Source organism: Streptomyces sp. CA-249302, assembly GCF_050936785.1.
In the GTDB taxonomy this organism is placed as follows: Bacteria; Actinomycetota; Actinomycetes; order Streptomycetales; family Streptomycetaceae; genus Streptomyces.
The window spans coordinates 9,794,602-9,807,920 of sequence record NZ_JBNJMG010000001.1; the positions used below are offsets into that span (position 1 = coordinate 9,794,602).

A 13,319-nucleotide genomic window follows, 5' to 3' on the forward strand; every position below is an offset into this window, starting at 1 on the left:
TAACTCCTCTCAGGTTTTCACGCAACCCGGGGACCGGCAACTCCACCGGAATGCGGTCATGAATTCTGGTCGCGGTGGCGGCGAACGCGCCAGACGACGAGGGCGACGACGAGGAGTACTGCCACGACCAGCGCGAGGGTCTGGCCGACGAGGCCCGCGGCGCGTTCGTAGGCGGCGCCCGCGGCATAGCCGAGGACGGCGTTGCCGATGCCCCAGAGCAGACCGCCGAGTGCGTTGTAGAGCAGGAAGCGGCGGTACGGCATGGCAGCGGCGCCCGCCATCGCCGGGACGAAGGAGCGGACGAAGGCGATGAAACGGCCCACGAACACGGCCGTGGGACCGCGCCGGCGAATGAGGTCACCGGCCTTCTCCACGCGGCGGGCGTGCCGTCGCAGTCGGCGGCCGCCGATCAGCCGTGGGCCCAGGCGGTGCCCGATCCCGTAGCCGACGCCCTCCCCGGCGATCGCCGCGAGGACGACGGCGACCGACAGCCACACCAGGTCGACGACGCCCTGCCGGGCCAGCGCCCCGCCGACGATCACCGCGGTCTCGCCGGGCAGGACGAACCCGAAGAAGAACGCGTCCTCGGCGAAGACCAGGGCCACGACCACGAGGTACACCACGGGCCCGGACAGCTCGGAGAGCCAGTCGGTGAGTGCGCTCATCCGCGGACCCCCTTCCCGGCAGGCGTCCGACGAGTACCCCGGCTAGCGGGGGGTGGTGTCCTGGGCCGTGCCGGGGCGGCGGAGCAGGATGTTGACGGCGGTCATTGTCAGGACCGGTTCGCCGTCCTGGGCGAGGACCTCGACTCCAGTGTGGACGACTCCGCGGTCGGGCCTGGAGCGGGAGCGGCGGGCCTCGCGGACGGTGGTCCGCAGCGACAGGGTGTCACCGGGGCGGACCGGCCGTACCCAGCGCAGTTCGTCGATGCCGGGGGAGGCGAGGCTCGCCACCTTGCTGACGTAGTGGTCGGCGTACAGCCGCATCATCACGCCGCAGGTGTGCCAGCCGCTGGCGATCAGGCCGCCGAAGGGGCCCTGCCGCGCGGCCTGCGGATCGGTGTGGATGCTCTGCGGATCGAACTCGCCGGCGAACCGGAGGATGTCCTCCTCGGTCATCGTGATGCTGCCGTACTCGTAGACGGCACCCGGCACGTAGTCCTCGAACCAGCGGTCCTCGATGGGGACGGCGAAGTCCGACTCGCTCAGCGTGGTGGTCACGGTTCCCATGCGCGGCACGATAGCCGCCGGACCGCTGCGGGAGGGGTTCAGGTCTCGGCGAGGACCTGCTCCAGGAAGGCCACCGAGTCCACGGCCGACAGCGCCACCAGGCTCAGCCGGTCCATGACCGCGAGGTAGTGGTCGACCTCTTCCGGCTTGTCCAGGTACAGCGCGCTGGAGAGCTGCTCCAGGTAGACGATGTCCGGCAGGTCGGGCACCGGGAAGCGCAGCACCGTGATCGGGCCGCCGGCCGCCGCGTGGCCGCCGACGTGGAAGGGCAGCACCTGGAGGGTCACGTTCGGCAGCGCGGCCGTCTCGACGAGATGCCTCAGCTGTTCGCGCATCACCTCGGTGCCGCCGAGCGGGCGGCGCAGTGCCGCCTCGTCCACCACGACCCACAGCTTCGGCGCGTCGGGGCGGGAGAGCAGTGCCTGCCGGGTCATCCGCAGCTCGACACGGCGCTGGACCGTCTCAGGAGCGGTGATGGCGTGGCCGAGCCGGATGACGGCCTCGGCGTAGGCGGCGGTCTGCAACAGGCCCGGCACGAACTGGACTTCGTAGGTACGGATGAGGGAGGCGGCCTCCTCCAGCCCCAGATGCTGCTCGAACCAGCTCGGGAAGGCGTCGCCGTACGCCCGCCACCAGCCGGGCGCGTTGGCCCGCCGTACCGAGTCCAGCAACTCCTGTCGTACGTCCGGGTCCTGGACGCCGTACAAGGTCAACAGGTCCGCCACGTCACGGACCTTGAAGCCGACGCGGCCCAACTCCATGCGGCAGAGTTTGGCGTCGGAGGCGCGTATCGAGGAGGCGGCCGTCTCGCGGCTGATGTCGAGGGACTCGCGCAGCCGGCGCAGCCTGGTGCCCAGCATGATGCGCTGCACGGTCGGGCCGCCGTGCCCGAGGCCGACGAACCCGGCACCCGGGGTGATGGGTTGTGGACGAGCTGCCGTCATGGTCATCCCCTCGGACCGCCGCCGCACCGGCTCCCGCTGAATGATGTCGGGACTCGACAGGAGAGTAGCACCGGGGAGTCGTACCGCAGCGGGGTGTGAAAATGCCGGAAGGCGACGGCCTGTGACCGGCGCCCTCCGGCGGTCCGCGGGTGTGCCTGACCTCAGCAGCCGGGGAGTAGGCCGTCGAAGTCGCCGTCCTTCACACCGCGGACGAAGGCGGAGATCTCGGCGCCGGTGTAGACGAGTGCCGGACCTTCGGGGTGACGGGAGTTGCGCACGGCGACGCTGCCGTCCGGGAGCGCCGCCAGCTCCACGCAGTTGCCCTCCGGGTTGCTGTGGTGGCTCTTGTGCCAGTCCGCTCCGGACAGCTCAGTCGCCGACATGCCGTTGCGCACCTGCTGCACCTGCTGCATCTGTGGCCTCTTCGGGATCAACTCGCATGACAGACACTGCCGTTGCCGTGAAACCGAGACTACCAAGATCATCTGCAATTGCAGCGGTAATTGCGTTTTTCAGTCCTTGCGGCCGATACCGCAGATCGCGTCCACGTCGGAGGGGGAGCGGCCCACGTCGACCGGCTCGGGGTGCCACTGCGAGGTGGGGACGATGCCGGGTTCGACGAGGTCGAGCCCGTCGAAGTAGGCCGCGATCCGGTCGGGTCCGCGCAGGTGGTAGGAGCTGGCCGAGTTGGCGTTGTACACCGAAATGGCCTGGTTGAGTGCCTCGTTGGTGTCGGTGCCGTCGGCCAGCGCGAGGTAGCTGCCCGGGGGCAGGCCTTCGAGGTAGCGCGCCACCAGGGCCCAGGGGTCGTCGGAGTCCGGGATCTGGCCCAGGATGCCGAGCATGGTCAGCGCCACCGGCTTGCCGAAGTCCAGTGTCTCCGCGGCCGCCTGGAGGATCCGTTCCGGGTCGCGCACATCGGCGTCGAGGTAGTCGCAGGCGCCCTCCGGGGTGCTCGTGAGCAGCGCCTGCGCGTGCACCAGCACCAGCGGGTCGTTGTCGACGTACACGATGCGGCTGTCGGGCGCGACCCGCTGGGCGACCTCGTGGGTGTTGTCGACGGTGGGCAGGCCGGTGCCGATGTCCAGGAACTGGCGTATGCCCGCGTCGGCGGCCAGATAGCGCACGGCCCTTACGAGGAAGCGCCGTTGGAGCCGGGCGAGCAGGGCGATGTCCGGGAACATCTGGAGGATCATCTCGCCGGCCTGGCGGTCGGCGGCGTAGTTGTCCTTGCCGCCGAGCAGGAAGTTCCACACACGCGCGGAGTGGGGCTGGTCGAGCTGTAGCCGGTCGGCCAGCGGGTCTTCGGAAGTCATGGGCAAAGCGTCACATGAACTGCGGCGCGGTGTCCGGCCGTTCGGCCCGCAAGCGTACGGCGTCCTGCCCCGGCGGCAGCCCGAAGTGGCGGCGGTACTCGCGGCTGAACTGGGAGGCGCTGTCGTACCCGACGGCGAAACCGATGGCCGACACGTCCTCGGTGCTGCTCATCAGCAGCAGCCGGGCCTCCTGGAGCCGGATCTGCTTCTGGTACTGGATCGGCGTCATCGTGGTCAGCGCGCGGAAGTGCCGGTGGAACGGGGACAGGCTCATCCCGGACATCCGGGCGAGGTCCTCGACGCGCAGCGCCTCCGTGTAGTGGTCGCGGATCCAGCGCAGGGCATGCCCGATCTGGGTGACGCGGCTGTCGGCCAGCCCGATCTGCCGGACCAGTGCGCCCTGCGGGCCGTTGACCAGCCGCCAGAGGATCTCCCGTTCGATCATCGGCGCGAGCACCGGCGCGTCCGCGGGCGTTTCGAGCAGCCGGATCATGCGCACGAAGGCGTCGATCAGCTCGACGGGCGCGTCGCACACCGTCAGCCCCGGCGCCGCACCCCTGCCACCGCGCCCCGAGCCCGTCTCCAGCAGCAGCGAGGCGACCGCGGCGGGCCGCAGCGCGATCCCCGCCCCGAGCATCGGTCGCTCCGAACTCGCGTGTGTGACCTGCCCGGTGACCGGCAGCCCCAGCGGCACGACCAGATACCGGCCGGCCCCGTAGTCGTAGACGCGGTCCCCCAGCACGAGCCGCTTCGACCCCTGCGCGACGAGCGCCACCACGGGATCGGCGATCCCGGCCTGCGGCGGGGTGGGGCGGTCCTGTGCGGACAGCCTCAGCCAGTCGACGGCGGCGGTGGGCCGCCCCGCATGCCGGGCGATCAGGGTGCGCAGCTCGGCAAGGGACATCCTCCGATTGAAGACGGCGGACGGACTCCGCGCAATCGGCGGGCGCGCAAAAACGACAGGATCGTGCAAGAGGCCGGTGGGATCGCACTAACACTTGCCCTGGTCAGGCTGGTTTTCTCGAAGAGTCACCTTTCCAGCGAATCCCCGAAGGAGCACTTCATGGCACTCGACTCGTACGTCGGCCTCGGCCGGTCCGGACTCAAGGTCAGCCCCTTCTGCCTCGGCGCGATGAACTTCGGCGAGGACGGCGGCTTCGGCTGCGGTGTCGAGGAGTCCGAGAAGATCCTCCAGGCCTACCTCGACCGCGGCGGAAACTTCCTCGACACCGCGAACTTCTACACCAACGGCCACTCCGAGGCGATCCTCGGCGACTTCCTCACCGCCCGCCCCGGCCTGCGCGACCGTCTGGTCCTGGCCACCAAGTTCTACGGCAACCTCCACCCCGGCGACCCCAACGGCGGCGGCGCCGGCCGCAAGGCGATCATCGGGCAGCTGGAGGAGTCGCTACGACGGCTGCGGACCGACTACGTCGACCTGTACTGGCTGCACAACTACGACTGGGCCACCCCGGTCGAGGAGACCCTGCGGACTCTGGACGACCTGGTGACCGCGGGCAGGATCCGGTACGTCGGCTTCTCCGACACGCCCGGCTGGTTCACCGCCAAGGCCCACACCATGGCCCTGTTGCGCGGCTGGACCCCGGTGACCGCGCTGCAGATGGAGTACTCCCTGCTGGAGCGCACCATCGAGGGCGAGTTGATCCCGCTCGCGCAGGACGCCGGGATGGGCGTGCTGCCGTGGAGCCCGTTGAAGAACGGCTATCTGTCGGGCAAGTACCGCCGGGACCAGGCCGGTCCCGCCGACGCCAGGCGGTCGGCCGTGCTCGGGCAGCCGACCGACGCCCAGTTCACGGTGATCGAGGCGCTGGCCGCCGTCGCCGAGGAGGTCGGCGCGAGCCCGGCGGCCGTGGCGCTGTCCTGGGTCCAGAACCGTCCCGGCGTCAGCTCCACCATCATCGGCCCGCGCACCCTGGACCACCTGGAGGCCAACCTCGCCGGCCTCGACGTACGGCTCACGCCCGAGCAGACGGCGACGCTGGACGAGGTGTCGGTGCCGAGCCTGAACTTCCCGTACGACCTCAACCGCAGGTTCGGTCCGATGCTGAAGTACGCGGGCGCGACGGTGGACGGCGAGACGAGCGCGGTGTACCCGCCGCTGGTGGAGAGCGCGGTGCGGTACTGAGCGTGGGTGGAGGCCTTCGGCTCAGGCGCCGCGCGCCGGCCCCGTGCTGTCCCGCACGATCACCCGCGGCACCGGCACCCGTACGGTCCGCGCCGGGCCGCCGTCAAGCAGCGCGGTCAGCTCCCTGGCCGCCGTACGCCCGAACTCCATGCTGTCCCGGGACAGCGCGGACAGCCACGGCTTGACCATGCGGCACAGGGCCGAGTCCTCCCAGGCCAGCACCGACACCTCGGCCGGGACCGCGAAGCCCAGCTCGGTCGCGGTGGCGACGCCGGCCACGGCCATCACGTCGTTGTCGTAGATCAGCGCGGTCGGCGGCGCGGGGCGCTCCAGCACCCGGCGGGTCACGGCGGCGGCCTCCGCGTCCGAGTAGTTGGTGGTCACCGACTCCACCTCGGTGAGCCCGCGTCGGCCGGCCTCGGCGCGCAGGGTTCGGATACGGCGTTCGGTGTGGGCCAGCCCCGGCAGGCCGGCGATGTGCACGAGCCGGCGGTGGCCGAGCGCGTACAACTCGTCGACCACGGAGGCCATCGCGCCCGCGTCGTCCGCCCAGACCGTCGACAGACCGGGGTGGCGTTCGTCGGGCGCGCCGCCGATCACCACGGCAGGCAGGCCGAGTTCGTCGAGCAGGTCGGGGCGCGGGTCGTCGGTGCGGGGGTCGACGACCAGGACGCCGTCGACCCGGTGCTCGGCCCACCAGCGCCGGTAGACCGCGCACTCGTCGGCGATGTCCTCCACCACCTGGAAGAGCAGGCCCAGATGGCGTTCCGACAGCACCTCCTGGATGCCGGAGACGAGTTGGAGGAAGAACGAGTCCACGCCGAGGGTGTCGGCGGGCCGGGCCAGCACGAAGCCGACCGTCGCCGCGCCCTCCCCGGACAGCTGGCGCGCGGCCGTGCTGGGCCGCCAGCCCAGCTGCTCGGCGACCCGGTGGACGCGGTCGCGGGTCTCCTCGGAGACGCCCGGACGGCCGTTGAGCGCGAAGGAGACCGCGCTCTGCGAGACCCCGGCGTGCCGCGCGATGTCCTTCATCGTCGGCCGACGCACGGGCGACCGCTTGCCTGACACGGTGATTCCCCATTCGTCCAGTGGATTCCAGGTCGGATTGCGGGCAGATTCCGGTTCGGGTTCCGGGAGCGTACGCACTAATGCGGTTCAGCTGCAAGAACCTAATACGCATTAGCAACTAATGAAATTAGCTCGGCCGGTGCCATTGACGGGCCGCCGAAACGGCGTGCAGGGTCTGCGTCGTTGGCCAACTCCACTGCATCAACTCCGTTGCACAAGGAGGCCGTTCCGTCGTGCCCGTAACCCGTAGAACCTTCGCCGCCGCTGCCGTCTGTCTCGTCCTGCCGCTGAGCGCCTGCGGCTCCGGGAGCGACGGCGGCGGCTCGACCGACGCCTCCGGCAAGGTCGAGGGCGACATCACGTTCCAGACCTGGAACCTGCGCGCCAACTTCAAGGACTACTTCGAGGGCGTCATCGCCGAGTTCGAGAAGAAGTACCCGGACACCCACGTCAAGTGGATCGACCAGCCCGCCGAGGGCTACGCCGACAAGATCAGCGCCGACGCGGCCGGCGGCACCCTCCCCGACGTCGTCAACGTATCCCCGGACCTCGTCGCCCCGCTGGCCAAGGCCGGCCTCGCGCTCGACCTCGACAAGGCGGCGGCCAAGTACAGGAAGGAGTACCTGGCCGGGGCCTGGGCCAGCCACCGGATACCGGGCATGACCGGCACCTACGCCTTCCCCTGGTACCTCAACACCGGGCCGCTCTTCTACAACAAGTCCCTGTTCGAGAAGGCCGGCCTCGACCCCGACCAGCCGCCGAAGACGTACGACGACCTCTTCGCCGACGCACTCCAGCTGGCGAAGAAGAGCGACGGCAAGGTCGCCACCCTCGCCAACGTCCCCACCGTCGAGGACTTCGGCCGCTACGGCGTCGAGCTCATGAACAAGGAGGGCACCGCCTTCGCCTTCAACGACGCGAAGGGCGTCGAACTCCTCACGAAGTACAAGGAGTTGTACGACGCCAAGGCCCTCGACCCGCAGGCGCTCACCGCCACGCCCGAGTCCTCCGGCAAGAAGTTCCTGACCGAGGCCGTCGCCATGAACCCCGGCAGCGCCCTCGACCTGGACAACTTCAAGAAGCAGGCGCCGAACCTGTACAAGAATATCGGCATCACCGACCAGATCACCAGCACCGGTCACGTCAACATGTACGTGATGGGCGTGATGGTCAACTCCAAGACCAAGCACACCCCGGCCTCGGTCGCCTTCGCGCACTTCGTCACCGACGCCGAGCACCAGATGTCCTTCGCGAAGAAGGTCGCCATCTTCCCGAGCACCGCCGGATCACTGGACGACCCGTACTTCACCAAGGAGGACGGCACCGACGTCACGCGGGTGCGGATCGCCGCCGCCAAGTCCCTGAAGAGCGCGGTCAATTACACGCCCGTGCTGTTCAGCGAGCAGATGAAGACCGCACTGCGCAACGAGGTGGCGAAGGCGTTGCAGGGCAAGGAGAGCCCCAAGGCGGCTCTCGACAACGCTGTCAAGCAGTGCGACACGCTGCTCCGGCAGCAGGGTTAGGTACGGAGATGGCCTCGTCGTCCACCGTCACCGGGGTGCGGCGCACCGCGAGCGCCGGACGCGTGCAGCGCGTCCGGCGCCAACTGCCCACCAGTCCCTGGCTGTTCGCCGCTCCAGGGCTGCTGATCACCGGCGTGTTCATCCTGTACCCGTTCGGCTCCACGCTGGTGAACGCCTTCACCGACCGCCGGACCCTGATCCCGGGCGAGTTCGTGGGGCTCGCCAACTTCCGCGAGCTGCTGCACGACGACATGTTCTGGATCGGGCTGCGCAACAGCACGCTGTACGTCCTCGGGGTCGTCCCGGCCCTGGTGATCCTGCCGCTGCTGCTTGCGCTGCTGGTGCAGAAGAACATCCCCGGCATCACCTTCTTCCGGGCCGCCTTCTACACCCCGGTCGTCGCCTCGATCGTCGTGGTCGGGCTGATCTGGGTGTGGCTGCTGGACGAACGCGGCCTGATCAACTCCCTGTTGGAGACGGTCGGCGTCGGCCGGGTCGGCTTCCTCAGCGACCAGTGGCTGCTCCTGCTGAGCGCCATGGCCGTGACGGTCTGGAAGGGCCTCGGCTACTACATGATCATTTACCTGGCGGCGCTGGCGAACGTGCCGCGTGAGCTGCACGAGGCCGCGGCGGTCGACGGGGCGGGCGCGGTGCGCCGGTTCGTCACCGTCACGGTGCCCGCCGTCCGCTCGACCATGGCACTGGTGGGCGCGCTGTCGTCGGTGGCCGCCTTCAAGGTGTTCTCCGAGGTGTACCTGATGGCCGGCCCGAGCGGCGGCCCCGCGGGCGAGGACACCACGCTCGTGATGCTCGTCCAGCGCACCGGCACGGGGCTGACCGGACGGGTCGGCTACGCGTCCGCGATCTCCGTGGTCGTCTTCGTCGTCACCGTCGCGCTGATGCTGCTGGTGCTGCGGACCGACCGGAGGGGCGAGTCATGACGGCGGTCCGGGTACGGGAACTGGTCCTGCGGTACGCCCTGTTGCTCGCCGTACTCGCCCTGACCGTCGGCCCCTTCCTCTGGCAGCTGTCGACTTCGCTCAAGGGCCCGACCGAGGACATCTTCAGCTCGCCGCCCAAGTTCCTGCCCAGCCATCCCACCCTGCACAACTACGAACGGGTCGCCGACACCATCCCGGTCTGGGACTACGCCTTCAACTCCCTGAAGGTCGCCACCGGCAACGTCGTCACCAACTGCGTCGGTTCGGCCCTCGCCGGCTACGCCCTGGCCCGGCTGCGCTACCGCGGCCGCCGCGTGGCCACCCTGGTCTTCATCCTGGCGATGCTCGTGCCCGTGGAGGGCATCATCATCGCCCAGTTCACGACCATGCGGGAGCTCGGCCTCAACAACACCCTCATCGGGGTCGTCCTGCCCGGGTGCATCGGCGCCATGAACGTGCTCCTGATGCGCAACGCCTTCCTCAACCTGCCCTACGAGATCGAGGAGGCGGCCTACGTCGACGGTGCCAACGTCTGGCAGCGGTTCCTGCGCATCGCACTGCCCTCGGTGCGGGGGACCGTCGCCGTCGTCGCGATCTTCGCCTTCATGGGCGCCTGGGACGACTTCCTCTGGCCGCTGATCGTGCTGAGCGACCCGTCCAAGTTCACCCTGACCATCGGCCTCAACTATCTGCACGGCACCTTCGCCAACGACGAACGCCTCGTCGCCGCGGGCACGGTCATCGCCGTGGCACCGCTGATCGCGCTCTTCGCCTGTCTTCAGCGGTACTTCTTCCGCGGGGTGGGCGAGGGAGCGGTCAAAGGCTGACCGACGTCTACGAGTCCAAGGACACCGCATGCCTTCTGCCGTGCGCTTCGGCGTCAACTACACCCCCAGCGAAGGGTGGTTCCACCACTGGCTCGACTTCGACCTCGACTCCGTACGCGCCGACCTCGACTCGATCACCGCGCTCGGCCTCGACCACATCCGGGTCTTCCCGCTGTGGCCTTACTTCCAGCCCAACCGGACACTGATCCGGCCGCGGGCCGTCGAGCAGCTCGTGGCGCTGGTCGACGCGGCCGCCGAGCGCGGTCTCGACGTCAACGTCGACGGTCTGCAAGGGCACTTGAGCAGCTTCGACTACCTGCCGGCCTGGACCCGGACCTGGCACCGACGGAACCTCTTCACCGACCCGGAGGTGATCGAGGGCCAGGCGACCTACCTGCGCACGCTCGCCGCCGCCCTGGCCGACCGGCCCAACTTCCTCGGCATGACCCTCGGCAACGAGGTCAACCAGTTCTCGGCGGGCCCGCATCCCGACCCCGACCGGGCGACCGAGGCGCAGATCGACGCGTGGCTGGAGCGCATGCTGGCCGCCTGCGAGGAGGGCTCCCCCGGCAGACTGCACCTGCACGCCGAGTACGACGCGACCTGGTACCAGGACGACATGCCGTTCACCCCGGCCCAGGCGGCCCGCCACGGCACGGTCACCGCCGTACACTCCTGGGTCTTCAACGGCACCGCCCAGCGGCACGGCCGTACCTCCGTCCCGACCGAACACCACGCCGCCTATCTCGTCGAACTGAGCAAGGCCTGGTCCGACGACCCACACCGGCCCGTCTGGCTCCAGGAGGTCGGCGCGCCCGCGCCCCTCATTCCGCCCGAGCACGCCGCCGCCTTCACAGCGGCGACCGTCGCGAACGCCCTGGACTGCCCGGACCTGTGGGGCGTGACGTGGTGGTGCTCGCACGACGTGTCGCGGGAGCTGGCCGACTTCCCCGAACTCGAGTACGGGCTGGGCCTGTTGACCAACGACCGGCGCCCGAAGGACACGGCCCGGACGCTGGCGGAGGCGGCGGCGCGCACGTACGGCCCGCCCGCACCCCGCACCACCGCGCTGATCGTGCCGGACGATCCGGCGGCGCGGTCCCGCTGCGCGCCCGGCGGCCCGGTCTTCGACGCCTACTTCCGGCTGGTCGCCGACGGAGCCCGGCCCACGACCGTTCTGGACACGCGCGCCGACGACAAGGGCCACCTCGCCGCCCGCGGCATCACCGAAGTCGTCACTCCCGATCAGGTACTCCCCACCCCACAAGGAGGCACCAGCTCGTGAACCCCACCAGACGCACCGTCCTGCTCGCCGGCGCGGCAGCGGCCTTTCTGCCGCCGCTGCCCGCCTTCGCGGCGGCTCCGAAGGCCGACGCCACCGCCACTCCGCCGTACGCCTCGTACTGGTACCCGGACTCGCTGCCGTCCGGCACCCCCGGCACCGGTATCACCTGGCGCAGTCTGAAGTCCTGGACAGCGGCGGGAGACGCGGACCTCGCCTTCAACGCCGCGGCCGTGCCGCTCGCCCCCCGCTTCACGCCGACCCCGGTCAACACCACCGCCCGTTCCGGACAGGCCCGCATCCAGTCGCTGGTCTCCTTCGGGCCGACCTCCGGCAATCCGTCGCAGGGTTCGACGACCGCCGACTACTACGCGCCCACGCACTGGTCGTACGTGGACGAGCTGGTGTTCTGGGGCGGTTCGTCGGGGGAGGGGCTGATCCTCGCTCCGAACGCGCCCATCGTCGACGCCGCCCATCGGCACGGGGTGCCGGTCCTCGGGAACATCTTCCTGCCGCCCACCGCTTACGGCGGGCAGTTGCAGTGGACGCGGGACCTGGTGCAGAAGGACTCCGCCGGGCACTACCCGCTCGCCGCTCAACTGGTCGCGGTGGCGGCCGCGTACGGGTTCGACGGGTGGTTCGTGAACGCCGAGACCGGGGGCGGGAACGCCGCGCTGGGCGCCGACATGCTGGGCTTCGTCAAGGAGTTGAAGTCGCTGGCCGTCGCGCGGGGACAGCGGGTGACCTGGTACGACGCGATGACCGTGAACGGGAGCGTGAGCTGGCAGGGGGCGCTCAACAACCAGAACCAGGCGTTCTTCCAGGCGGCCGACGACATGTTCGTCGACTTCCGGTGGAGCGCGAGCACGCTCGCCTCGTCCGGCACGAAGGCTGATCAACTGGGGCGCAGCCGCTACGAGTTGTGGGCGGGCGTCGACGTCGAGTCCAACGGATCGAACACGAGCGTGAGTTGGGACGCGATCGTGCCGAGCGGCAGCGGCAGGGCCCATGTCGCGTCGATCGGCTTCTACCGGCCGGAGTGGACGCGCAATCACCTGCCCTCCACGCGGACTCCGGGCGACTTCCATGCCGCCGACGACCGGTTCTGGACCGGGCGGTCGCTGGATCCCTCGGCGCCGGATGCGAGTGATCCCTGGCGGGCGCCCGCCGTGTCCGTGGCGGATCGGTCGACGGTCGGCTCGCTGCCGTTCGGGAGCGTGTTCAACACGGGGCACGGGCTGCGATGGTACGAGGACGGGGCGGTCACCTCGGACGCGCCGTGGAACCACCTCGGTCTCCAGGACCGGCTGCCCTCCCGGCAGTGGGCGGTCCGCACGGACGGGGAGCGGCCGGCTGTCTCCTTCGACTTCGCGGACGCGTGGCGGGGCGGCAGCAGTGTGCTGGTCGACGGTGAACTCGATCAACCGGCCGTCGTGGAGCTGTACGCGACACAGCTGCCGATCGGTGCGAACACGGTCGTCGAGCTCACCCACCGGACGGATGAGGGGAGCGTGAACGTCGAGCTGGCCGTGGCCACCGCCGAACCGAGTGCACCGGGTGCGACACCGTCGTACACCTATCTGCCCGTGAACTCGGGCAACCAGTGGGAGACGGTGACCGTGCCGCTCACGGGGGTGTCCGGGAGTGTGCATGGGCTGGGGGTTCGGCTTACGGCGACGGATGGGCCGGTGCGGTGGCGGCTCGGTGGGCTGGTGGTATGTGACATAGCACTGTCTCCCGAGACCCCAGCACCACCCACGGACCCCCGCATCACCGCCGCCACCGGCGGCGACCTCCGTTTCGCCTGGAGCGCGGCCCCCGGCCCCGTCCGCCACTACGAACTGCACCGCCTCCTCCCCGACGGCACCCGCCGCTTCCTCGGCGGCACCTGCCAGCAGGCGTATTTCGTCGCCGGTCTCCAGCCCGAACAGGGGGAGCAGGCGGCGCGGTTCGAACTGCGTTCCGTGGGGGAGCTGTACGACTCGTCGGATCCCGTCACCGTGACCCACACCTGGTAATCGCCCGTTGGCAACCGCCCGCCCC

Annotated in this window: 13 protein-coding genes; 6 read left to right on the forward strand and 7 right to left on the reverse strand. The window is 70.0% G+C overall.

The genetic code is table 11. The features are described from left to right. Positions 1–56: 56 nt before the first annotated feature. The 6 genes from ACQEWB_RS44190 to ACQEWB_RS44215 all read right to left on the reverse strand — a co-directional run bounded on the left by ACQEWB_RS44190 (position 57) and on the right by ACQEWB_RS44215 (position 4,393). Entirely contained in the window at positions 57–665 is a 609-nt protein-coding gene (locus ACQEWB_RS44190) for a DedA family protein (RefSeq protein WP_432841570.1), read from the reverse strand. Between the two features lie 42 nt (positions 666–707). After that, positions 708–1,229: a MaoC family dehydratase gene (locus ACQEWB_RS44195; protein WP_432841572.1), complete on the reverse strand. Its 522-nt coding sequence runs from the start codon at positions 1,227–1,229 to the stop codon at positions 708–710. Positions 1,230–1,267: 38 nt separating this feature from the next. After that, positions 1,268–2,173, reverse strand: a complete 906-nt coding sequence (locus ACQEWB_RS44200; protein WP_432841574.1) for a helix-turn-helix domain-containing protein — start codon at positions 2,171–2,173, stop codon at positions 1,268–1,270. Between the two features lie 161 nt (positions 2,174–2,334). Beyond that, positions 2,335–2,577, reverse strand: a complete 243-nt coding sequence (locus ACQEWB_RS44205; RefSeq protein WP_432844335.1) for a DUF397 domain-containing protein — start codon at positions 2,575–2,577, stop codon at positions 2,335–2,337. Between the two features lie 108 nt (positions 2,578–2,685). Next, positions 2,686–3,489: an SAM-dependent methyltransferase gene (locus ACQEWB_RS44210; protein ID WP_432841576.1), complete on the reverse strand. Its 804-nt coding sequence runs from the start codon at positions 3,487–3,489 to the stop codon at positions 2,686–2,688. Between the two features lie 10 nt (positions 3,490–3,499). Continuing rightward, the gene (locus ACQEWB_RS44215) at positions 3,500–4,393 is read right to left on the reverse strand and encodes an AraC family transcriptional regulator N-terminal domain-containing protein (RefSeq protein WP_432841578.1); all 894 of its coding nucleotides are present in this window, start codon (positions 4,391–4,393) and stop codon (positions 3,500–3,502) included. Between the two features lie 159 nt (positions 4,394–4,552). Between ACQEWB_RS44215 and ACQEWB_RS44220 the strand changes: the two genes are divergently transcribed. Next, on the forward strand, positions 4,553–5,635 hold the full coding sequence (locus tag ACQEWB_RS44220; protein ID WP_432841580.1) for an aldo/keto reductase: 1,083 nt from the start codon (positions 4,553–4,555) through the stop codon (positions 5,633–5,635). Positions 5,636–5,656: 21 nt separating this feature from the next. On the opposite strand, the gene ACQEWB_RS44225 is transcribed toward ACQEWB_RS44220, so the two are convergent. After that, the gene (locus ACQEWB_RS44225; protein ID WP_432844337.1) at positions 5,657–6,667 is read right to left on the reverse strand and encodes a LacI family DNA-binding transcriptional regulator; all 1,011 of its coding nucleotides are present in this window, start codon (positions 6,665–6,667) and stop codon (positions 5,657–5,659) included. A 269-nt stretch (positions 6,668–6,936) separates the two neighbouring features. Here ACQEWB_RS44225 and ACQEWB_RS44230 point away from each other — a divergent pair, with 269 nt between their 5' ends. From ACQEWB_RS44230 to ACQEWB_RS44250, 5 genes are read left to right on the forward strand one after another with little or no spacing between them, the layout of a single operon-like run. Continuing rightward, the gene (locus tag ACQEWB_RS44230; protein ID WP_432841582.1) at positions 6,937–8,226 is read left to right on the forward strand and encodes an ABC transporter substrate-binding protein; all 1,290 of its coding nucleotides are present in this window, start codon (positions 6,937–6,939) and stop codon (positions 8,224–8,226) included. A gap of 8 nt (positions 8,227–8,234) precedes the next feature. Next, entirely contained in the window at positions 8,235–9,167 is a 933-nt protein-coding gene (locus tag ACQEWB_RS44235; protein ID WP_432841584.1) for a carbohydrate ABC transporter permease, read from the forward strand. Then, the gene (locus ACQEWB_RS44240) at positions 9,164–9,994 is read left to right on the forward strand and encodes a carbohydrate ABC transporter permease (RefSeq protein ID WP_432841586.1); all 831 of its coding nucleotides are present in this window, start codon (positions 9,164–9,166) and stop codon (positions 9,992–9,994) included. Before ACQEWB_RS44235 ends, ACQEWB_RS44240 begins: the two co-directional genes overlap by 4 nt. Before the next feature lie 28 nt (positions 9,995–10,022). Continuing rightward, positions 10,023–11,279: a glycoside hydrolase 5 family protein gene (locus tag ACQEWB_RS44245; protein WP_432841588.1), complete on the forward strand. Its 1,257-nt coding sequence runs from the start codon at positions 10,023–10,025 to the stop codon at positions 11,277–11,279. Then, on the forward strand, positions 11,276–13,294 hold the full coding sequence (locus tag ACQEWB_RS44250; RefSeq protein WP_432841590.1) for an endo-beta-N-acetylglucosaminidase: 2,019 nt from the start codon (positions 11,276–11,278) through the stop codon (positions 13,292–13,294). Before ACQEWB_RS44245 ends, ACQEWB_RS44250 begins: the two co-directional genes overlap by 4 nt. Positions 13,295–13,319 lie beyond the last annotated feature (25 nt).